Source organism: Chitinophaga oryziterrae, from assembly GCF_009758125.1.
GTDB lineage: Bacteria > Bacteroidota > Bacteroidia > Chitinophagales > Chitinophagaceae > Chitinophaga > Chitinophaga oryziterrae.
Genome location: NZ_WRXO01000006.1, coordinates 80,909 through 107,489, shown reverse-complemented (window position 1 = coordinate 107,489; position 26,581 = coordinate 80,909). Strand labels below are relative to the sequence as shown.

Sequence of the window (26,581 nt, the reverse complement as noted above, 5' to 3'; positions counted from 1 at the left end):
ATACTACCCATATAACAGTGAAGGTTATATTGAACAAAAAAAAAAGTTATCAGCCGGTAACATTATAGTAACCATGAGGTTACAGCCATTCTTTTATGATTTTGGAACCCGATCATCTTCTTTTATAATATATTATTGTTAGCCATGTACTTACATTAGCGATAGCTATATCTGCAGAACAAAACAAATTATCATTTACGTATTATCAGTTGCCAAATTATTTGCTTCCCCTACCCTTTCACAGCAGGGCTAAGCAAAAATTTTAAAAGATTATTTTCAGTTGGAAAAAACATTGATGTCCTGAAATCCCTCTACAGATTCTCCTTAATAATTAATCCTTTTTTGTCTGCCCATTGCGGGAGGTTTATGCCTTATCCGCAGGAAACTATCCAAATTATCACGAAAAACTAATTCCCCATTGGAAACCCAAATAAACAGATATGTCACTAGAACTGGTACCACTACATCCATCACAATATGATGTTTATATAGATCAGCTTATTAATACGGAAAGTACTTACTATAATATCGGCGGTTATACGAAAATACAAGGACCGCTTCAAATAGCGGTATTTACCACTGTTATCAATTCAATGCCTACCGTTTTTGACGCGTTCCGTATGCGGTTTGATGCCACTGCAGAACAAGCAGGCGTTTACTTTGACGATGATTACCACCACCTGGAACTTATCATCCTTGATTTTAGCCATCAGTCACAGGAAGCAGTCATTGATTGGATGAATGAAGTAGTTAATACTTCATTTGAAATGAAAAGGAACGTATTGCTATCCGAACACTATCTATTGAAAATATCTGCTACAGAACACTGGCACTTTTTCAAATATCATCATCTTATAACAGATGGCTTTGGCATTTCCGCCCAACAACAGTATATTTCCCAAAAGTATACTTCTTTAGTAACAGGAAATACGGTTTCTTTCCGTTTCCCCTCCTACCAGAAAGAATCCATTCAGGCCAATGCTTACCGGCAGAGTTCTATATATCAGCAGCATGCTATATATTGGCAACAACGGATCGCTCAGCGACCATCAAAATTATTTCAACCACGCTATCCTGCAGCTGGGAACAATAAGAAAAGCAATACTGTTATCATTGATCCTACACCTGCGCAACAGCATGTGCTGGAAGCATTGCTGGCACAAACAGGATATAGTCTGCAACAATTAACCATTGCAGCACTGACCTTATACTTCGCTCGTACCACCGGGCAATCCTCCTTCACGATTGGTACTCCTTTGCATAAGCGCCGCAATAAACAACTACGGGGCATTGTGGGTATGTTCACTGGTATTCTGCCCTTTCTGGGCAGTTATACCCCTCAGTTAACAGTGGCTGCATTGATGAAACAGACAGTTGTACAGGCAAGGGAAGATTATCGTCATCAGGCCTATCTGATAGGTGATTTAAGCAGACATTACAAAATAAATGCTGCTGAGGATCATCTTCTGGAAGTAGTTGTAAACTATGCAGCTTTAGACCTCTCTTTGTATCTTGGAGAAGGGCTCTCCGCTGTCACTTATGATATCCCTGCCCACTATGGCAGGTATCCGTTGGAATTATGGTGGCGGGATTATGGTGCACAACAACCTTTACAGCTGAGAATAGATTGGAATATGCGTTATTTTTCTGCTGTTGAAATAAATATGCTTGCACAAAGACTGTTCTTTATTTTTGAACAATTCCTGTACCGCCCGGATGCATTGTTGGAAGAGATAATGGTGATACCTCCTGCAGAGCAATCATTAATCCAGGCCTTCAACACTACCCCTACACCTTTTGATAATCATACGCTTATTGATTTATTTGAGGCACAGGTGCAAAAGACACCAGATGCAATAGCTGTACAATTTGAAGCAGAATCGCTTACCTATCAGCAGCTGTCAGATACCACTGCACAACTGGCACATCTGCTCAGGCAAAAAGGAGTGGCACCAGATGTAATGGTACCGGTGTGCCTGGAACGTTCCCTCAATATGATCATCAGCATACTGGGTATATTAAAAGCAGGTGGAGCCTATGTTCCTATAGATCCGGCATATCCGGTTTCCCGCATTGATTTCATGCTGGAAGACACACAGGCCGGCCTGTTAATTACAGAAAGGAAGTACGAAGATCGTTTCACTGCGGTAACGCCTGTACTTTTCTTCATGGATGAACAACAACAAATAATTGCACAGCAACCGATCATACCGCCGGTTGTTGATATACAGCCTCATCATCTGGCGTATGTTATCTATACTTCAGGGTCTACCGGAACTCCTAAAGGCGTCCTGAATGAGCATGGCGGAATAGTAAACCGTTTGCTATGGATGCAGAATTATTTCGGCATGAATAGCAACGATGCTATACTGCAAAAAACAACTTTCTGTTTTGATGTGTCTGCATGGGAATTACTGTGTCCATTGATGACAGGAGGGAGACTGGTATTTGCTTTACCGGAAGGACAAAAAGACACTGAATATCTGAAAACCGTCATCAACCACTTTCATATTACCACCCTGCATTTTGTCCCTTCCATGTTGAACATGTTCCTGGAAAATATTCTACCCGGAACAGTTCCCTCTCTGAAACGTGTTATCTGCAGCGGGGAGGCATTACAGCCACAACAGGTAATTTCATTCCGGAACACATTACCAGAAGCCGAACTATATAATTTATACGGGCCAACTGAAGCTGCGATTGAAGTTACCTGCTGGCACGCGGACAAGGGCTTACAGGAACTCCAGATAGTGCCGATAGGTAAACCCATAACCAATACACAACTTTATATACTGGACAAATCAGGAAACCCCAGCCCCATAGGAGTAGCCGGGGAATTACATATCGGAGGGGTACAGGTAGCCCGCGGGTATCTTAACCGCGCCGCCTTAACTGCAGAGAAATTTATCAATGATCCGTTTAATACGCTCCCTGGCAGCAGATTATATCGTACGGGCGACTTATGCCAGTGGCTGCCTGATGGCAATATTGAATACTTGGGAAGAATGGATGAACAGGTAAAGATCCGTGGCTTCCGGGTAGAATTAGGAGAGATTGAAAACCTGTTATTAAAGCATTCACAAATTCGCCAGGCAGCAGTGACAGTGAATCATGACAAGCAGGGAAACAAACGTCTGATAGCTTACGTAGTAACGGCAGATGTCTTTGATAAAGAAAATGTACTTCTTTTCCTGCGAGCGCAGCTGCCGGAATATATGATCCCCTCTTTATTAATGGAACTAAACGAACTTCCACTGACACCCAGCGGTAAAATCAATAAAAAAGCCTTGCCGGATCCTCAAATGGAAGTGACTGCCCGGCAAATATATGTAGCTCCCCGCAATGAAACAGAAGCAAGACTGATTGACATCTGGCAGGAACTGCTGGACATTCCCCGTATAGGTGTTTATGATAATTTCTTTGAGCTGGGTGGTGATTCTATCAATACTTTGCAGATTATCAGCCGCGTCCGCAAGTTTGGATATCAATTACAACCGAAAGATATTTTTACCTATCAGCACATTGCTGCACTTGCGAATATAATACATGATCAGACTGAAACACCAGTTATCGGAGAACAGGGAACGTTAACAGGTAACTGTGGATGGCTGCCTGTACAACAGTGGTACCTGGAGCATGCACAATCCGGACAGGCAATGCTTACCCAGTATGCCACGATAGATATAAACAGGACTATCACTGCACCTGTCATTTCCCTGGCACTAGACCAACTGCTGCTGCAACATGATTCCCTGCGTTTCTATTACGCCGCCAATGAACAATACTACGGAACCCCCACTAAAACAGAAGTGGTCACCTTTATTCCGGAAAACAACACGGAAGACGCCATTCAGGATACTGTTGCTACCTATGCCAGCTTATTGTCAGATCAGCTGGATATTCAACATGGACAACTGCTTTCTGCTATTCTATTCATTACAGGAACCAGCCGGAACAAATTACTGCTGGTAATTCATCACCTGGCGGTAGATGGCATATCATGGCGGATTCTGACAGAAGACCTGTTTGCTATCCTGTCGCAATCTACTTCTACTATCGCCGGCACTCCAAAGACGGCCTCCTACCGCCAGTGGCAGCAGGCTCTGACAGCCGCACCGCTGCAACCACGCTTCCTGTCACAACTGCCCTGGTGGGAGTTGGTGATGGCAAAATATCAGCCATTACCTACCGACAGGATTTATTCACCAGAACTAACAGCAAAGGATACACACAAAATAACCACCCGGTTAAATCCGGCCATTACCCGGCTTCTGTCACAGGAAGCTCCACTGGCCTATCACACGAATATCAGCGACGTCCTTCTTACCGCCTTACTATTGGCCCTCTCCGACTGGAAACAAATAAACCAGGTTGTAATCGGGTTAGAAGGTCATGGCCGCGAGGACAGCATAACAGAACTGAATGTGAGCCGTACCACAGGTTGGTTTACCTCTATGTTTCCCGTAGCGCTGTCTCTTCCTCCTAATATTACACCAGGTAAGGCTGTCAGAGAGATAAAAGAACAATTACGGAAGACTCCAGATAAAGGCATCGGCTACGGTCTGCTCCGTTATACATATCAACAACCTTCCCTGCAGGCATCCACTCCATGGGATATTGTGTTTAACTACCTGGGACAAATGGATAAGGCCGTCGCCCTGGGAGCATATACACACGAAGACTTTATTATAAAAGAGAAGATCAGCATCAATAGCATTATAGCCGGTGATACACTTCAATTACAATGGCAATACAGCACTAAACACTTCCATGAAGCCAGCATCCGGTCACTTACAACACTGTTTGAACAAAAACTTACAACACTTATCCATCATTGTGCAGAACAGGCCGGCATAAGCGCCGTATATACACCGGCAGATTTCGATCTTGGTGATGTACTAACCAACGAAGAACTGGATCAATTTCTGGACAGCACCTGGATGAACAGCACCAGACGACAGCATGTAACAGGGCTTTACCGGTTGAGTGCCTTACAGGAGGGCATGTTATTTCATAGCCTATACCATCAGAATGCCGGAACTTATATAGATCAACTATCAGCCAGCATTCCAAAGCTTCAGCAGGATATCTTTCTGCAAAGCTGGGAACTCCTCCTGCAAAAACATAGCGCACTTCGTACGACATTTCATCATGACTTCACCAGTATCCCACTGCAGGTTGTTCATGATAAAATAAACCTGCCTGTTTTCTTTGAAGACTTCCGCCAGCTTGATCCGGAGGCACAGGATACCGCTATAACCACCTACACTGCAAAAGACCGTCAAAAGGGCTTTATGCTGCAGGAGGCATTACCCATGCGCATAACGCTTATCCGTACCAGCGACAGCAGCTATCATCTGCTGTGGACCTTCCATCATATCTTATTGGATGGCTGGTCTGTAGCTGTTTTGTTGCAGGAACTCCTGCAAACATATGAGCTGCTCTTCAGACAGCAGCCACTTATACCACAAATGCCGGACAATCATGCAGACTTCCTCCGATACCTGCAGCATCGTCCGATACAGCAAGAATGGCAGTATTGGAAGACAACCCTGCAAAATTTCAGTACCCCGGTTTTATTACCTTTTATCCCGGCATCGGCCAGCCGCAACATGGGTACCGGCCAATACTATGTACACACGCTGGATATAAACGCACAAACAACAGCACACATTCAGCAATATATTCAGCAAAAGCACATCACTCTCAATACGCTCGTACAAGGCATATGGGCATATCTGTTATACCGCTATACCGGCAATAAGGAAGTGATATATGGTATCACAGTTTCCGGCAGACCAGCACAACTGACACAAGTAGAACAAAGAGCCGGGCTTTTTATCAACACCATTCCCTTCTGTATCACGGTGGATGAGCAAAGCTCGACTGATACCTGGTTACAGGGTATTCAACAGCAGCAGCTGCAGCATTATAAATATCAGCATATCTCCCTCTCCGACGTTCAGCGTATCACCGGTATACAGGGAGAAATCTTTGACACCCTCCTGGTATTTGAAAATTATCCGGTAAATAAAATTATTACTGCAAAAGACTGGCAGCTGTCTTTACAACAAATTGCAGTAACAGAGCAAAGTAATTACCCTCTCACCATCAATGTGACTGCAGGTAACAGCTTGCAGTTTCAATTCAGTTATAATGCATCTCTGCTAAGGGATGAATATATACAGGCTATAGCAGGGCATCTGCAGGAAATGCTTAACCAGTTTGCCATAGCACCTGCGCAACAATTAAAAGACATCTCCTGGATAACCACACAGGAACAGCAACTGATCGTGGAAAGCTTCAACAATACTGATGTTGATTATGAAGCAACTACTTTACCTGACTTGTTCCAGGCACAGGTAGCACTTACTCCCGATGCTCCTGCTGTTCTTTTTGAAGAGGAGGTACTGACCTATGCGCAGTTACAGGAAAAAGTCTCGCATCTTGCGTTATATCTGCAACATAAAGGAGTAGGGCCTGATGTCCTTGTTCCCTTATGTCTGGAACGGTCTCCTGATATGATTATCAGCATTCTTGCCATTCTCCAGGCAGGAGGAGCTTATGTACCTGTAGATCCGGATTTTCCGGCGGCCCGTATTATCTTCATGCTGAAAGATACACAGGCCCGTCTACTGATCACTCATACAAAACATCTGCCGGCATTAGGTTATCTGACAGAAGATATTGAAATAGTTCTTCCACAGGAGTTGCCTCCAGCCAACACCCTTCTTCCACAGGCTCCCGCCAACGTGCAGGCACATCACCTGGCATATGTTATCTATACCTCCGGTTCCACCGGCCAGCCCAAAGGAGTCATGAATGAACATCGTGGTATTGTAAACAGGTTGCGCTGGATGCAGGATTATTTTGGTCTGGAAGCTACTGACAGCGTACTACAAAAAACAACATACAGCTTTGACGTATCCGTATGGGAATTGCTATGGCCCTTAGTTACAGGCGCACAGTTGGTATTTGCCAAGCCACAGGGGCATAAAGATGCAGCATATTTAAAAGCGGCTATCCTTTACTATAATATTACAACCATCCATTTTGTACCTTCCATGCTGCAAGTTTTTCTGGAAACTGTTGCCCCGGAAGACAAGCTCCCACTGCAACGCATCATATGCAGCGGAGAAGCCTTAAGAGCGCAGCAGGTACTGGATGTACATTATAATATTCCTGCAGCAACATTATATAATCTCTATGGCCCTACTGAAGCGGCCATAGATGTTACCTGCTGGTGTGCACCAAAACAGGTCGCCATTGACCTGGTGCCGATCGGCAAACCAATCAGCAATACCCGGCTTTATATCCTGGACAAAGCCGGCAAAGTATTGCCGGTAGGCGTTACAGGCGAACTCCATATAGGCGGCGTTCAGGTATCCAGAGGATATCTGAACAGAGCAGCACTCAATATAGAGAAATTCATAACAGATAGCTTCCGGCCTGATATAGCCGGCAGATTATATAAAACCGGTGACTATGCCAGATGGATGCCGGATGGAAATATTGAATACCTCGGAAGAATTGATGACCAGGTAAAAATACGGGGATTCAGAATAGAGATCGGTGAAATTGAAAGTGTACTGCTACGCAGTCCTCTCGTAAAAGAAGCTGTTGTTATAGCAGATAAAGACACACAAAACAATCCACGGCTGCTGGCTTACCTCGTACCGGAAGGAATATTTAACAGGGAAGCCTTACTAACCGATCTGCAATCTGCACTACCTGAATATATGGTGCCTTCCCTGTTGATTGCGCTGGATCAGCTACCCCTTACTTCAAATGGTAAAATAGACAGAAAGGAATTGCCTGCTCCTACCCTGGCCTTATCTGACCAACCCTGGGTAGCAGCACGGAATCAGACTGAAATGACAATAGCCGCCATATGGACCGGACTTTTAGGCATCAAACAGCCAGGAATATACGATGATTTCTTCGCAACAGGTGGCAATAGCCTGCTCTCCATGCGGCTGGTAGCCGCTTTCCGCAAAACCTTTGCCATAGAAGTACCAATAAAGGCAATATTTGAACAACGAACTATTTCCCAACAGGCCTTGTTTATTCAGCAAAAAGCAACTACAGACCTGCTGCCTCCGCTAACTGTACAAACAAGACCATCACATATTCCATTATCCTTTGGACAGGAACGTTTGTGGTTTATCGATCAAATGGAAGGAAGTACCCATTATCATATCACCGGAGCTGTCAGATTATCCGGAAACCTCGATAAACCAGCACTGTTGGCTGCATTCCGTACTATCGTGAACAGACACGAAGTATTACGCACGGTCATTGCAGAAAAAGACGGCAACGCTTATCAACAGATATTACCAAAAGATCTGTGGGAATGGGAGGAATACGAATACCCCGCTGATGAAATTACGATCCAGGCATGGGCAGATCGTCCTTTCAATCTAAAAGAAGATCATATGCTGCGGGTACAACTCACCCGGCAGGATACTGCACAATATCTGCTATTACTTACGATTCATCATATTGCAGGAGACGGATGGTCCACCGGGATCCTGATCCAGGAACTGACTGTCTTATACAATGCATTCAGTACCGGTCAGCTTCCTGCATTAAAAGACCCTGTAATTCAATATGCCGACTATGCAATCTGGCAACGGTCTTACCTGTCTGGAGATCTGAAAGATAAGCAACTTCAATACTGGAAACAGCAATTGGCTGCGGTGGCACCTTTGGAATTACCAACAGATTATCCGCGGCCCCCCATACAGAGTACCCGTGGAGCAACGCATACAACCAGATTGTCTCCTGTTATATCAGACGCACTCCGTACCCTGGGGCGTCAGGAAGGCGTTACTATTTTCACCACCCTGCTCACTGCCTTCAAAGTATTGTTATACCGTTATTCCGGCCAGACAGATATTTGCGTGGGGACGCCTGTTGCCGGCAGAACAAGTGATGAAGCGGCTGCGCTAATCGGTTTCTTTACCAATACCGTAGCCTTGCGGACATCATTACAGGCATCATCATCTTTTATAAACAATCTGCGGCAGGTAAATCATACGATCCTATCCGCCTTCGACCATCAGGATATTTCTTTTGAAAAAGTAGTAGAAGCGTTGGCTGCAGGCAAACAAACAGGCCGCCATCCATTATTCCAGGTAATGTTTACGCTGGAGAATACCCCGGAATTGGACCACCTTCAGATAGGTCAGATGAAAGCCTTCTCTGAACCGCTGCAAAATAAAACGTCTAAATTTGATCTGACATTCTCGCTCAGAGAAACCGCAAGCGGCCTTCAGTTAGCCATAGAATATTGCACTGATCTGTTTACGGCTGTTGCCATAGAACAAATGAGCTGTTACTATGAGCAATTACTGCGCGCCATCATTGATGATCCTCAAGTTAATATCGGCCAGTTATCCTTATCTGATCAGGAAAACCGCCATGTATTGATTCATTCCTTTAATGATACACAAAGAGATTACCCCGTCAATTCCTCTATTATTGACCTTTTTCTGCAACAGGTAGCGATATATCCGGATGCCATTGCCGTAGTAGCAGGCGACAACACGCTCAGTTACAGAGCATTGGATATGCAGTCTTCCCGGCTGGCAGCCTGTTTAATACAACAGGGGATAAAACCGGGTACCCTCATTCCGATTATCATACCCCGCTCCCTGGATATGATGATCGCATTGCTCGCGGTACTTAAAGCGGGAGCTGCCTATGCCCCCATTGATGCAGCTTATCCGGATGAAAGAATCACCTTTATGCTGGAGGATTTAGGCAGTACTGTCATCCTCACCAGCAACAGATTTGCAGAAAGAATAAGCGCTAAACATACATCTGTCCGGATTATTAATGTTGATGAATTAAAGGAATTGACTGATGCTGCGACTCTTCACCATCCTGTGCAACCTGCAGACCTTGCGTATGTGATGTACACTTCAGGATCCACAGGGCGCCCCAAAGGAGTGCTGGTAACACACCGCAATGTAACCAGCCTGGTCTGCGAACCGGGTTATATGAGCTTTCATCCGGAAGATGCGGTATTGTCCGCAGGGTCTGTAGCTTTTGACGCCACAACATTTGAATACTGGGGCATGCTGCTGAATGGTGGTAAACTGGTGCTGAGTGAAGAACAGGAATTACTGGACGTGAACGTATTGAAAACAATTCTCCAAAAGAATACTATCACCAAAATGTTCTTTACTACCAGCTGGTTTAATCAACTGATAGATACTGACATTACTGTATTCTCCACATTAAAGAATATTTTATCCGGAGGGGAAAAATTATCCGAAAAACATGTCAAACAACTAATTGCAGCATATCCCCATATTGAAGTCCGTAATATTTACGGTCCTACGGAAAACACCACCTTCTCCTTAAGCTATCTTATAAAACCGGAAAATCTTCCGGTACAAATACCTATAGGTAAACCATTACATAACCGGACTGCGTACATTCTTGATAGTTATTTACAGCCGGTACCCATTGGTATTCCGGGAGAATTATATGTAGGTGGCGCAGGTGTTGCCAGCGGCTATCTCAATAGACCGGAACTAACGGCGCAGGTCTTTATTCCGCATCCCTTCCGGGCTGGAGAACGGTTATACAAAACCGGCGACCTTGCAAGATGGGAAGCAGATGGAAACATCCTCTTCGCAGGCCGTACAGATGATCAGATCAAGATCCGTGGCTATCGTATTGAACCCGGTGAAATAGAACAGGTATTGCATGGTTATGCCGGCATTATACAAGTATATGTTACAATTCACCTCCATCCGGCAGCAGGCAAACAACTGGTTGCCTATATTGTGCCCGCAGCAGATTACGATCACGATACCTTCCAACTATTCATGCATCAGCAGTTGCCTGAATATATGATCCCATCGTATATAGTCCCGCTGGCTAATCTGCCGCTGAATGCAAATGGTAAAATTGACAGAGCCGCACTGCCACCAGTAACTGGTATGTCTACACGGCAGAGTTATGCAGCACCTTCCGGCACTATAGAAAAGACATTGGAAAACATATGGACAACATTACTGCATATCGACAGGATCAGTGCAACAGATAGCTTTTTTGAGTTGGGAGGACATTCTCTTCTGGCAATGAGGGCTACAGCGGCCATCCGGAAAGGATTGTCAGTAGAACTATCTGTAAAAGACCTGTTCCACAACCCTACGATACAACAACTGGCCGCTTTCATTCACGAGAAGGCACCCCTAACGGCAATGCCAGCCATCACGGCTACTATGCGCCCTGCGCTGATCCCATTATCCTTTAATCAGGAACGGCTATGGTTCCTGGATCAACTAACCGGCAGCACACAGTTCCATATGCCAGCCATTCTGGAATTGAATGGAGCATTGAATGTAACAGCGTTGGAAGATGCATTACGCAGCATTGTTGCAAGGCATGAAGCATTACGAACCATCATTCATACAACTGACGGCATTCCCTTTCAACAGGTGCAACCGGCTGACAACTGGAAAATATCCCATTTAGGTAACATCCCCGACCAGACAGCAATATATCAATTCATCAATCAACCGTTTGATCTTGCCCGTGACTATCTGCTGCGTGCACAATTAAGCCGACATGCACCTGACCGGCACACACTGGTACTTACCTTGCATCACATCGCAGCAGATGGATGGTCAGTAAGCATACTGGTGAAAGAACTCATTGCCTTGTATGAAGCGGGCATTAACCAGCAGGCCGTTCAGCTGCCTACGCTATCTGTACAATACCCCGATTATGCCATCTGGCAGCGAAACCAGTTAGCCGCTGATCATATCAGTAACGGGTTAACCTACTGGCAACAAAAACTCACCGGCGTAGCTGTACTGGAATTGCCTACAGACTACCCCCGCCCCGCCGAACAAAGTTCCCGTGGCGCCATGTATCATTTTACCCTCGACAAGGCATCACTGGATGCATTACACCGTTTTTCACTGGCGCATGACAGTACCTTATTCATGACCTTGCTCAGTGCATTTAAAATACTACTACACCGGTATAGCGGAGAAACAGACATCTGTATAGGCACACCTGTAGCTGGCAGAACACACCAGGAAACAGAAAGCCTGATTGGATTCTTTGTCAATACCCTGGCATTAAGGAGCAATCTGTCAGGCAATCTATCTTTTGAACAACTGCTGCAACAAGTAAAACAAACTACACTAGATGCCTGGGAGCATCAGGATATTCCATTTGAAAAAATTGTTGACAAAGTGGTGACTGCGCGCAACATGAGTCACAGCCCCATCTTTCAGGTGCTTTTCGCCTTACAAAATACACCTCCGGTACCCACCATACAATTAGGTACAATAGCATTAAAAGAACAACCTGTTTTACGGAATACGACACAATACGACCTTACCTTATCTCTAAATGAAACATCAGACGGGTTAAATGGCAGTATTGAATATTGCACAGACCTGTTCCGGCCTGCTACCATTCGCCGTATGGCACTACACTTCAAAATATTGCTGCAAGCCATATTACAACAACCTGTTGCAGATATTGCCTCCTTAAACCTATTACCACAGGAAGAAATAAAGCTGCTGACACAACACTTCAATAACACAACAGTATCTTACCCGCTGTCGCAAAGTATCCCTGATAAATTTGCACAACAGGTGCTCCTTACACCGGATGACATTGCATTGGTGTTTGCAAAAGAGACGATGACCTACCTGGAACTGGATAAACGCTCTACACAATTGGCCCGTTACCTGTGCAGCCAGGGGATTACTTCAGAAACGCTTGTTCCACTATGTATAGAACGTTCCACAGGCATGATTGTAGCTATATTGGCTATTCTGAAGGCAGGAGGAGCTTATGTACCTATAGATCCGGATTATCCGGATGAAAGAATCCGGTACATGCTTTCGGATACAGCTGCAACCATTGCAGTCTGCAGCGATCATTGTGCGGACCGCTTACCAGCTGATATCTCGCGTATCTGTTTAGATCAGGACTGGCCACACATTGCCGATGCTTCGTCTCCTTTACCCGCTACCGCTGCTACACAACTTGCTTACGTCATCTATACCTCGGGATCGACAGGCCAGCCTAAAGGCGTATTGGTGCCACACAGAGGTATCGTAAATCTGGCTTACTCACAGAAAGATCTTCTGCAGATCAATACCGGCACCCCTGTTTTACAATTTGCTTCCTTTGGATTTGATGGCAGTTGTTACGAAATATTCAACACTCTCTTAAATGGAGGTTTGCTGGTACTTGCCACCAAAGAAACATTATTATCTGCTGAACTACTGACCACACTTATTCATCAACACAAGGTAGAAGTGGCGGCCCTTCCCCCATCTTACCTGCATACCATCAGGGATGTACTGGGTTCGTTGAAAACTGTTCTTTCAGTTGGAGAAGTCTTTAACCGGGAGGATGGACGCTATATCCTCAGCAAAGGTATTCGTATACTGAATGGGTATGGCCCTACCGAAAACACAGTGACGGTGAGCATTGCACAGCAACCGGTATTGGAGGATAATACGGTGGTGATAGGTAAACCCATTCCCAATGTAAAAATTCATATCATTGATACACACGGTAACTTATCTCCTATTGGCGTACCCGGCGAAATCTGTATCAGCGGCGCTGCTCTGGCGCGTGGCTATCTGAACAGACCTGCATTGACAGCCGAACGTTTTGTGCATAATCCTTTTGACGGGACATGGGGAGAACGAATGTACAAAACCGGAGATGTAGGCCGGTGGCTTGATAGCGGAGATATTGAATATACAGGAAGAATAGATGATCAGGTAAAAGTACGTGGATTCAGAATAGAGTTGGGTGAAATTGAGAACATCTTATCTGAACATACCCATATTGCTCAGGCAACAGTTGCTGTAAAAACAGATCATTCCTTGAATAAACGGTTGATTGGATATATCGTTCCCTTACCGGATTTCGATAAAGCAGCAGTATTCGAATACCTGAAACAGCGGCTGCCTGCATATATGCTGCCTGCGGACCTGATTACACTGGATCAATTGCCCGTTACCGTTAATGGAAAAGTGGATCGCAAAGCATTACCGTCACCTGATGGCGAATACTACTCCGGCAACAGTTACACAGCCCCCCGGAATACTATTGAAACGACCCTTGCCAGCATCTGGCAGGAATTGCTGGGCAGGCAGCAAATAGGGATCTACGACAATTTCTTCGAACTTGGTGGCGATTCCATTATTACCATTCAGGTAGTAAGCAGAGCAAACCGTGCGGGTTATACGTTTTTTCCCCGCGACCTTTTCAGATACCAGACCGTAGCCGCCCTGGCCGAATTACTGCAAACAAATATTTCTGTTCCGGCAGTAACCGGAGAACAAGGGAGGCTAACAGGAATTGCAGGTCTGCTGCCTATTCAGCAATGGTACGTATCAACCAATATGGATCAGGACGCACACTTCAATCAGCAGTTGCTGTTAGCAACAGATAAAAAGATAAGGCATGAAATACTATTTCAGGCCATCAGAGATCTATTTGATTATCATGATGCACTGCGATTCTTCTATACGAAGCAGGCTTCTTCCTGGCAGCAGCATTACGGTGATGCCACAATAACACCTGAAATAGTTGACTTAACGCAATCCGCTACCTGGGTAACTGCTTTATCAAGTGCAGGAGAAAATTATCAGCAGTCCCCGAACCCGGCGCAGGGCAGATTGTTCCGTGCAGTATTATTCCTTACACCGGCAGACGAACAATCAAATCGTTTACTGTTCATTATTCATCACCTGGTCGTAGACGGCGTATCATGGCGGATTTTACTGGAAGATTTACAACTCCTCCTTAATAACGGAAGCGCCAAAACACCAGAACAGGTATTGGGCGCCAAAACAAGCTCCTACCGGCAATTCCAGGAAGCGCTACAGTACTGGTCTGCCACACCGGCATTATTACAACAACAGCCATACTGGCAACAAATTTCTTCACAGCAGGCAGTGTTAAAAACAGATAAAATACATGCAGGCCCGGTACTCATGCGCGATACAGGAAACTACGAAATCTGCCTGAACAGCGAACATACACGGGCGCTTCTACAGGATGTGCAACAAGCTTATCATACAGACATCAATGATATACTGTTAACCGCGCTCGCGGTTACGCTCACCCGCTGGAATGCCTCAGATACTGTTACCATTGGACTTGAAGGACACGGCCGGACAAACCTGTTTAACAACATAGATACCTCCCGTACGGTAGGTTGGTTTACCAATATGTATCCTGTTCTTTTAAAACCTGGCAATAATAACGATACCGGAGACTACATAAAATCAATAAAAGAACAACTACGTAGTATTCCTGATGGAGGATTAGGTTATGGTGCATTGAAATACCTCCGGCAGTCACAGGCCCTGCAAGGGCGCGACCCATGGGAAGTGGGCTTCAATTACTTAGGTCAGACAGATCATCTGGTAGCCGGCAACGGTCGTATACAACTGGCCGGCGAAAATACAGGACACCCTGTGGGTGGACAATTCCGGGTGTTTGATAAAATTTTCATCAACGGCGCAATACAACATAATGAACTGATCTTACATTGGGGTTACAGCCGGCTCCATTTTGAAGAGGCCACTATCATCGAATTAGCAAAGGCTTTTCAGGCACAACTACTGACGATTATTGACCATTGCAGACAACAGCCGCCAGCTTTCACTCCTGCCGACTACGACCTTCATAAATGGATCACCTACCAGGAACTGGACCAATTTCTGGATACCCCTCACAATAACCGTAGCAGACGAAACCAGGTAGCTGGTATCTATCGTCTGAGCGGGTTACAGGAAGGCATGCTCTTTCATAGCCTGTACGATGAATCCGCAGGCACTTACACAGAACAATTCAGATGCACACTCAACCAGGTACAGGAAGAAGTGTTTACCCGCTGCTGGGATTATTTGCTGCAAAAACACACCATCCTGCGTAGTGCCTTTTATTATGATGCCTTCAACATACCGGTTCAGGTAGTGTATCAGCAGGTACGGCTCCCGGTAACTATACTGGATTACAGTTCTCTTTCGGAAGAAATAAAGTCACGGCAATTAAACGCATTTGAAACAGCGGACCGTTACCGGCACTTTGCATTTGAAGAAGCGCCACTGATGCGGGTAACCCTAATCAAATGGAACGCCACTCAATATCGCTTCTACTGGACTTCTCATCACATACTGCTCGATGGCTGGTCCTTCCCGCTACTGGTGCAGGAACTGCTGGAATTATATGCAGGTCTGCTGAAAGGGAATCTCCCTTCCATCCAGCAGGAAGATAAATATGAAGATTATATCAGATTTATTTATCAGCAGGATAAAACTGCAACAGATCAATATTGGAGCAGCTACCTTCAATCCGTAACAGAAAGCTGCCTGCTTCCATTTGTTGAAAGTGAAAGTAGCACAAAAAGCACCAGATCATTTAAAGAGACAGCCGTAACACTCGATACTGCGGTAACCAGCAAATTAACCCGGTGGGCACAACAGCAGCATCTCACTATGAATACCGTAATGCAGGGTGTTTGGGCATTATTGCTGCACAAGTATCTGGGTAAAGATCAGGTAATGTTTGGCATCACTGTTTCAGGCAGACCTGAAACGCTCCCTGGCATCGAAAAAAGGGTAGGATTGTACATCAATACAATACCACTTACCACCAGCCTCCATGGTGAATTACTACTGACAGATTTATTCCGCCAGATACAAACAGATCAACTGAACAGCCGTTCATGGCAGTATACAGCATTGAATGATATTCAGCGTCTGACCGGGATTACAGGCGATCTGTTTAATACCACACTTGCATTCCAGAATTATCCGGTGAGTGAAATATTACATGCAAAGGACTGGCCGATGCAAATCACGGAAGTACAGGCAGAACCAATATCCAACTATCCGTTGACGATCATCATCACCACGGGTGAAAAAATTAAATTGCTATTTAACTACAATAATGATCTGCTGCAGACGACTGATATCATGCGTATTGCAGAGCATTTCAAACGGGTATTGGGACAGATAGCCGACAAACAGGTCGCCAGCGTGAAAGAGATGAGTATCCTTACTCCTGCTGAACAGCTACTGGTTTTAACCACATTCAATAACACAACAGTATCTTATCCCTCAAAAGCGAGCATTATTGATCTGTTTTTGCAGCAGGTAGAAACAAGACCGGATGCTGTTGCAGTAGTGGCAGATGGTCAGTCGCTGAGTTTCCTGGAGCTGCATACATCTTCTTCTATGCTTTCAGGATACCTTGCACAGCAAGGTGTAACCACTGGCACCCTGGTTCCACTATGTATGCACCGGTCGCTGAACATGATAGTGTCAATCATAGCTATACTTAAAGCTGGAGGTGCATATGTACCAATCGACCCCGCTTACCCGGATGAGCGTATTGCTTATGTATTATCTGATTTAGACAGTCCGGTAGCAATAACCAGCAATCGTTATAAAGACAGGCTGCAAAACATTCGTTCAACCCTACACGTTATTTGTGCAGACATGCTGACAGCAGACCTGTTAACGGCTCCTGCACCGGAGATAATACTTCAGGCAGATAGCCTGGCATATGTAATGTATACCTCCGGTTCAACAGGGCGGCCCAAGGGCGTATTGGTTACACATCAGAATGTCACCAGCCTGGTATCTGAACCAGGTTATATGGCCTTTGAGGAAACAGATGCGATCCTTTCTGCCGGCTCTGTATCTTTTGATGCTACCACCTTTGAATATTGGGGTACACTTTTAAATGGCGGTCGTCTTATCCTGAGCGGAGAACATGAGTTATTGGATGTTGCCATACTAAAAACAGCACTGGAAAATAACCAGGTAACAAAAATGTTCTTTACTACCAGTTGGTTCAATCAATTAGTTGATACGGATATAACGGTATTTGCCCATTTAAAATCGGTATTGACAGGAGGAGAAAAAATGTCTGAACGCCATGTGGCTTTACTGACAGCAACCTATCCCGATATCGCAATAAGTAATATATACGGCCCTACCGAAAACACCACGTTCTCTCTGAGTTACAGGATTGACCAGCGGGGATTGAGCACCCCAACGCCTATAGGCCGTCCGCTTAACAATCGTACTGCATATATTCTTGACCGTTATTTACAACCAGTACCAATTGGTATTGCAGGTGAATTGTATGTAGGCGGCGCTGGTATTACCAGGGGTTATCTTAACCGGCCTGAATTAACGGCCCTCGCATTTATTCCACATCCTTTCCTTCCTGGTGGACGTTTGTACAAAACAGGGGATCTTGCCCGATGGGATGAAAATGGCAATGTTATTTTTATTGGCCGTGCGGATGACCAGGTAAAAATACGTGGTTACCGTATCGAGCCGGGTGAGGTAGAAGGCGTGCTGCAACAAGCACCACAGGTAAAACAGGTGATCGTAACCGTAGTGGCAGATGAGCAAAGACATAGCAAGCAACTGGCGGCCTATATTGTACCGGAAACAACTTTCGATAAAGAAGGTATTCAACAGTACATCCGCGAACGTGTGCCAGAATACATGATCCCCGCCTTCCTGATTCCGATGGAACAATTGCCTCTCAATGCCAACGGGAAAATAGACAGGAAAGCCCTGCCGGCACCAGAAAAAGTAGTTGCGCATGCTGACAACAAAGTAACTGCGGAAGCTGAAAATCCACTTGAGAAAGAGTTGGTAAGCATCTGGCAGGATTTATTGAATATTGCTATCGTGGGAATTCACGACAATTTCTTTGAGCTGGGAGGTGATTCCATCATCGTCATACAAATGGTTAGCAGAGCCAGACGCGCCGGATTTGACCTGAAAGTAGGCCACATCTTTGATCAGCAGACCATTGCAAAAATAGCCGCGCACTTTTACGCACAGGTACAAAGTACCAATATCTCAGAGCAGGGGTTACTGAGCAACGACAGCGGCTTATTACCAGTACAGCAATGGTATTTTGAAAATTACACAGATGTATCCATTCCGTTTACACAAAGTATATCCCTGATGATAGACAAGCGGTTCGGCGCTGAGGAAATTACGGGGATATTGCATCAGCTATTCCGGTATCATGACGCATTACGTTTTGTTTATCAATGGGCAGAAGATGTCTGGAAGCAGTCGTATGGTACCTTTGAAGGAGAACTAACCATTAAAGATATACGCAATACAAATGACGATCTTCTACCAATACTGGCCGGCCTGCAGGAACAATGCGAGCGAAAGCTTGATATCAGAAAAGGTCTCCTGGGTGCTGCAGCATGGGTACAAACCCCTGATGCCGTAATGCATAACAGGTTACTGCTCGTTATACATCACCTGGTAATAGACGGGGTATCCTGGAGAATCCTGTTGGAAGATTTGAAAACATTGTTAGCAGGAGAACTACTGCAACCTAAAACCAGTTCCTACCGGGATTGGTATCAGGCATTGATCAGTTATGGAACAGGCGATGGATTATTGCAGCAACAACATTACTGGGAGCAGATAAAAGCACTCCGCTATCCCTTACGTACGGATAATGTCGCAGTCAAACCTTTGCACATGGCAGACATATCCCAGCTTACCACGATATTAGACGTCTCCCATACCCGCCAGTTATTACAGGAAGCACCGGCAGCTTATCATACCAATATAAATGACTTACTGCTGACAGCTCTTACACTGACGCTCACACGATGGAACCACCATGAACAGATAATGATCGGGCTGGAAGGCCATGGCAGAGAAGATCTGCTGACAGGTGCGGACATCAGCCGCACGGTGGGCTGGTTCACCAGCTTATATCCGATAGTATTATCAGTACCCAGCCAGATATCTTATGATACAGCCATTAAAAATGTGAAAGAGCAATTAAGGAAAATAAAGGATAAGGGAATTGGATATGGCGTATTAAAGTATCTGAATAAGGCGGAACAACTGCAGGGAAAAGATCCATGGGAAGTGATATTTAATTATCTCGGGCAAACAGATAACATGGTACAGCGGGATGCGCTGATCCAGGCAGGAGAACCGGTACCATCTGTTATCCCACAGAACTTACCGGTACATTATTTACTGGCGGTCAATGCAGTGGTAACAGGCGGCACATTAACCCTGCAATGGAACTATAGTATGCTTCATTTTAAGGATACCAGTATCCGGCATATTGCCAATGCCTTTATGCAACACCTGCAGGGAATAATTGATCAATGTCTTTCTGTCTCAAAACCGGTATTTACGCCTTCTGATTATGGTGTCGGAGATGTTATCAGCATTACGGAACTGGATCAGTTTATGGCAACATCTTATCGCGGCAGGCCACGTCACCAGCAAATAACGGGACTTTCCAGATTAAGTAATTTACAGGAGGGCATCCTCTTCCACTATGCATTTGATCAGCGGTCAGGTGCTTACATCGACCAGTTTGCATGTGAACTGACGGGGGTAAATCCGGCACGACTGGAACAAAGCTGGAATGAAGTATTACGCCATTACAGCATTTTACGTACCGGGTTTTATAATGATGTATTTGCAATTCCCGTACAATGCGCGTACAATGAAACGCCATTGAAAATTGCGGTTATTGATTATCGCGATCTTTCGCATCATCAGCAACAGGAAGCTATTAAAGCATTTGAAATAGCCGACAGAGTACGTGGGTTTGATCTCACACAGCCACCACTCATGCACATCACTCTTTTGCAACTGGAAGACAAGCTATACCGGTTACAATGGACCTTTCATCATATTGTACTGGATGGCTGGTCTATTCCTGTTGTCATGCAGGCATTGCTGGAAACATATGAATCCCTTTCCGGAAAACAACCTTTACCAGTATTTGTGGAAGATCGTTATGAAGACTATATTCATTACCTGCTTCGCAGAGATATGGTGGCAGAAAAAACCTGGTGGCAAAGCTATCTGGCCGGAATACAGGAAGGTTGTCTGCTTCCCTTCATTGCTGCCACAGAAGCAAGGAACAAAGGAGAGGGCATCTACAGGGAGCATATTATTCAGATCGATGCTACACTTATTGAGACATATGTACAGGAACATCATCTTACTCAAAATACCTTAATGCAGGGAGTGTGGTCATTACTGTTATATCGCTATACCAACAATCCGCATGTAACTTTCGGTATAACGGTATCCGGCCGCCCTGCTGAATTACCCGGTGTAGAACAAAGAGTAGGTCTTTATATCAACACGCTTCCGTTACACGCAGAAATTACAGAAGAAGAAAAGCTTGTGCAATGGTTACAGGACGTGCAAAACAAACAAAGCCAGGGTCGTAACTGGCAATATACTTCTCTGATAGACATACAGCGCTGGACGGGTATTAGTGGAGACCTGTTTGATACGCTGCTTGTATTTGAGAACTATCCGGTAAACAACCTGCTGACAGCACAGCAATGGCAATTAAAAGCCGGCAATGTGCAGATGAATGAACAAACTAACTACCCTCTCAGCCTTGCTATCTCTTCCGGGCAAAAAATCACTGTACGGTTCAGCTATAACGCATCATTATTACAGGAGGCATATGTGAACGCTATTGCAGCACATTTTGAACATGTTCTGCTGCAGATATCTTCACAAAAGGCAACAACTGCCATGGACATCCGGTTGTTAACCCCTGCGGAAGAAAAGCAACTCCTCCATACCTTTAATAATACACAGGTAAGCTATCCGGCAACTCTCACTATACTGGACCTGATAGCGCTGCAGGGCAAACATATACCGGCAGGTATTGCTATTCAGATGGAAGCCAGACAGCTATCATACAACGAACTTGAGGAGCAATCCAATCGTTTAGCCAACTACCTCCATCAGCAAGGTGTAACCAATGGCACGTTAGTGTTGCTGAGTATGGAACGCTCTATCAATATGATAGTATCTATACTCGCCATTATGAAAGCGGGTGGCGCCTATGTTCCTATGGACATCAATTATCCGGCAGACAGAGTAGAATACCTGGTGAATGATACCGGTGCTACCATTGCCATAGTAAGTCCTTTGGGCAAACAACATTTACAGTCCATTCCGGCATTACTTGTTATGGATGTGGTGGAACTAAAAGAAACGATCGGCAGGCAGGCTATTACGCGCCCACAGGTAATCGTTACGCCAGAAGATATTGCCTATGTTATTTATACATCAGGTTCTACCGGCCAGCCCAAAGGTGTTATGGTAACACATGCAGGGATGCTGAACCATCTCTTTGCCAAAGTAAATGATTTAAAACTGACATATGGCAGTAATGTAGCTTATACTGCATCTCCCACTTTTGATATCTCCGTATGGCAGATGCTGGTGGCGCTTCTTGTAGGGGGAACTACCAGTATTTACAGCGAAGAACTGGTATTGCAGCCAACAGCCTTAATGCAGCTAATCCAGGACAATCAGGTAACCATCTGGGAGGTAGTACCCTCCTATATGGCCACATTGCTGCAGGAGGAAAGAACCATCCCTTTATCTCATCTGCAATATCTGGTGGTAACAGGCGAAGTACTGCCGCGCAACCTGGTGGCCCAATGGTTTGAACATCCTCTCTACCAAAGGATTCCACTGGTTAATGCTTACGGGCCTACGGAGGCCTCTGATGATATCTGTCATCATATTATGCATACTACTCCGGAAAGTACACATATCCCATTGGGCAAGCCTTTGCAAAATATGAGTATCTATATACTGGACGGGAAAGACAGATTATGTGGAATAGGTATCACAGGAGAGTTGTGCGTAGCGGGAATCTGCGTAGCCAATGGTTATCTGAAGAGGCCAACGCTTACCGCCGCCCGTTTTGTCAACGATCCATTTCAGCCGGGTGTACGCATGTACCGCACAGGAGATCTGGCGAGATGGCTGCCGGATGGTACCATCGAATATCGCGGACGGATAGATGATCAGGTGAAGATCCGGGGATATCGTATAGAACCCGGAGAAATAGAACATCTGCTGGTACAGCATGAAGATATCCTGCAAGCAGTAGTACTGGCTAAAGATACCAGTAGCGGAAAGCAACTGGTCGTTTATCTCTCTGTCCGCCGGACATTTGATCGTGAGCGGATCATTTCCTGGCTGACACCCCAATTGCCTCCATACATGATTCCTGCTATGTGGATAGAAATGGATAACTTCCCTTTGACGTCCAATGGAAAAATCGACAAACAGGCATTACCAGCGCCAGACAGGAACTGGCAGACAACCAGCTACCAGGCACCCAGAAACCTGCAGGAGACTGCGCTCGCTGAAATATGGAGTAGTCTGTTAGACATACCACAGATAGGTATACACGATAATTTTTTTGCGCTTGGTGGTCATTCCCTGCTTGCAATGCGGTTAACCGCAGCACTGCGCAAACAGGAACAGGTAGAAGTGCCCGTTAAACAGATCTTTCAGCATCCTACCATCGCGGCACAGGCACAGTATATACTTGCTAATAACAATGCTCCATTGTCGCCGGTTACAACAACAGATCATTACCCCGATCGTATCCCACTTTCGTATAGCCAGGAACGCTTATGGTTCATTGATCAACTGGAAGGGACCATTGCGTATCATATGCCTGCCATCCTGCGGCTGGAAGGAGAATTAGATAAGTCCGCACTGAAACAGGCTTTACAAACCATCATCAACCGCCATGCAATATTGCGTACCACGATCCGCACACATGATGGCCAGCCCCACCAGCACATCCTGCCTGCCAACAGCTGGAACTGGAAAGAACTGGATAGCCAGGCCGATATAACTTCGTTGATACATGCGCCATTTGATCTGGAGAATTCACATATGCTGCGTGCTGAACTGATTCGCCTGTCTCATACAACGCACGTGCTGGTACTCACGATGCATCATATTGCTGTGGATGGATGGTCTATCAGCATTATTGTAGACGAACTCACCAGACTTTACAAATCCTACAATAACCAGGAAACACCGTCTTTAAGCACACCTGCTATTCAATATGCGGATTATGCCATCTGGCAACGCCTGCATCTGAGTGGTAAAGTACTGGAAAGGAAACTAAACTACTGGCAACAGCAACTATCCGGAATCCTTCCGCTGCAATTACCAGTAGATTATCCAAGACCAATGGTACAAACAACCAATGGAGCCGTCTGCAAAAGAATTATTCCGGTTTCATTGACAGCCTCATTGCATGCATTTTCACTACAGGAAGGTGTAACCCTTTACATGACCTTCCTCACTGCATTCAATGTTTTATTATACCATTATAGCGGACAGGAAGATATATGTGTAGGCTGCCCCATTGCCGGTAGAAATCAACAGGAAACAGAAGGATTGATCGGCTTCTTCGTCAATACATTGGCTTTACGTACAGATTTATCCGGCAATCCTGACTTCCGTACTTTACTACACCGGGTAAAGCAGACCACCCTAGATGCCTACGAACACCAGGATGCACCATTTGAGAAAGTAGTGGAGGTAGCAGGCAAAGAACGTGATTTAAGCAGAAGTCCTCTGTTCCAGGTAATGCTGGTATTACAGAATACCCCTGAAACGCCTGCACTGGAGTTAGATCAGCTGCAACTATTACCTGTGGCTGCCACACAAACTACGGCCAGATTTGATTTCACGTTCATTCTTGCAATAACCGGAACCAACATAGAAGTAAGTGTAGAATACAATGCAGACCTGTTCAAAGAAGCAACTATCAACCGTATCATTACCCACTTTGAACAGATCCTGCAGGCGGCAATAACCACACCGCAAACAGCTATTGCCTTACTTCCAATATTAACTACAACAGAAACGGAACAACTAACAACAACCTTTAACAATACTCCCGCAGGCTATAAGCTCAATGACACCGATACCATTATCGATCTGTTCTCGGCACAGGTAACATTAACGCCGGCAGCAGCAGCATTGATGTTCCGGGAAGATGTTTTGTCATACCAGGAACTGGATACAAGATCCAATCAGCTGGCCCACTATCTTCAACAAAGGGGTGTCAACAAAGAATCGTTAGTGCCTGTCTGTATTAACCGCACACCAGAGATGGTCATTGCAATACTGGCCATTTTAAAAGCAGGTGCTGCATTTGTGCCGGTAGATCCTTCATATCCTGCTGAACGCATCAATTATATGCTGTCTGATACCCAGGCTACGCTTATTATTACTAATTCCGTCACATTGCAACAATTACAGGGAGTTCATTTGCCGGAAACAATACTATTGGAATCTGCCGCCACAGCTATCGCAGCATTGCCTGTAACTGCACCACTGCAACTGCCGGCAGCAACACAACTGGCGTATGTAATTTATACCTCTGGTTCCACCGGCAAACCTAAAGGTGTAATGATAGAACATCGCGGCATTGTAAATCTTGCCCGGAGTCAGCGCGAAGCCCTGCAATTAACACCTGGTATGCGCACTTTACAGTTTGCATCGTTTAGTTTCGATGCTTCCTGTTATGAGATATTTAATACATTGTTAAGTGGTGGCACACTGGTATTACCACAGGAAGAACAACTACTCACAGTGGAAGGCTTTGCATCGCTGGTGCAGCATTACGGGATTTCACTGGTCACCTTGCCCCCTTCCTATCAAAGAATAGTCAGGGAAGTACTCGGACCGATAAAAACAATTGTATCTGCTGGAGAAACACTCCGGATTGAAGACGCAAAATACATGATGAGTAAAGGTATACGCGTCATTAATGCTTACGGACCTACGGAAAATTCAGTTTGTACATCTCTCACGGATGCACCTGTTTTACAGGACAATACCGTGGTCATTGGTAAACCCATCGCATATGTAAAGGTGTTCATATTAAATGCCTGGGGCGGACTTTGTCCTCCGGGAGTAAAAGGGGAAATATGTGTGGCCGGTCCGGGACTGGCGCGTGGATACCTGCATCGATCCGCATTAACAGATGAACGATTTGTAACCATGAATACTGGCGAACGGATATATAAAACCGGAGACACCGGCAGATGGCTGGAAGACGGGAATATTGAATATTCAGGCAGAATAGACGAGCAGGTAAAAATCCGTGGATACAGAATTGAACCTGAAGAAATCGCAAACGTGTTACAGGAACATCCTGCTGTCAGTCAGGCCGTAGTATTAGCCACATCCGACGAAAATGGTGATAAACGCCTGGTAGGGCTGATTGTACCCTCCACACATCCGGACCTCGAAGAAGTATTCACCTGGTTACGTAGTAAACTGCCACATTACATGGTACCGGCTACGCTCATCATCATTGATACATTACCTGTTACTCCAAGTGGAAAAACAGATAAGAAAGCGCTCCTGAGTATTATACCAAACCGCAAAATAGGACAATCATCTGTAGCGCCTACTAATCAAACGGAACAGGAACTTGTTAATATCTGGTTGCAATTACTTTCTCTCAAAGAAATTGGTATTCATGATAATTTCTTTGAAGCCGGCGGTCATTCCCTCCTGGCTATGCGGGTAATAGCTGCGATACAGGAGAAATTTGACATCGCCATTCCTGTGAGCACCTTCTTCAAATTGCCAACCGTTCATGCATTAGCACTGCATATTCAGGTAAATAGGCCGTCTGTAAAATCAGACGAAACAAATATCAGAACATTCAACTTATAAGT

Annotated in this window: 1 protein-coding gene; it reads left to right on the top strand. The window is 45.2% G+C overall.

The annotated features are described in order from the left end of the window. Positions 1 to 440: 440 nt before the first annotated feature. The gene (locus GO495_RS20180) at positions 441 to 26,579 is read left to right on the top strand and encodes a non-ribosomal peptide synthase/polyketide synthase (protein ID WP_157301534.1); all 26,139 of its coding nucleotides are present in this window, start codon (positions 441 to 443) and stop codon (positions 26,577 to 26,579) included. Positions 26,580 to 26,581 lie beyond the last annotated feature (2 nt).

What these genes read in the sequence shown, in the direction of transcription:
- GO495_RS20180 (WP_157301534.1), top strand. Translation starts at nt 441, where the DNA reads ATGTCACTAGAACTGGTACCACTACATCCATCACAATATGATGTTTAT.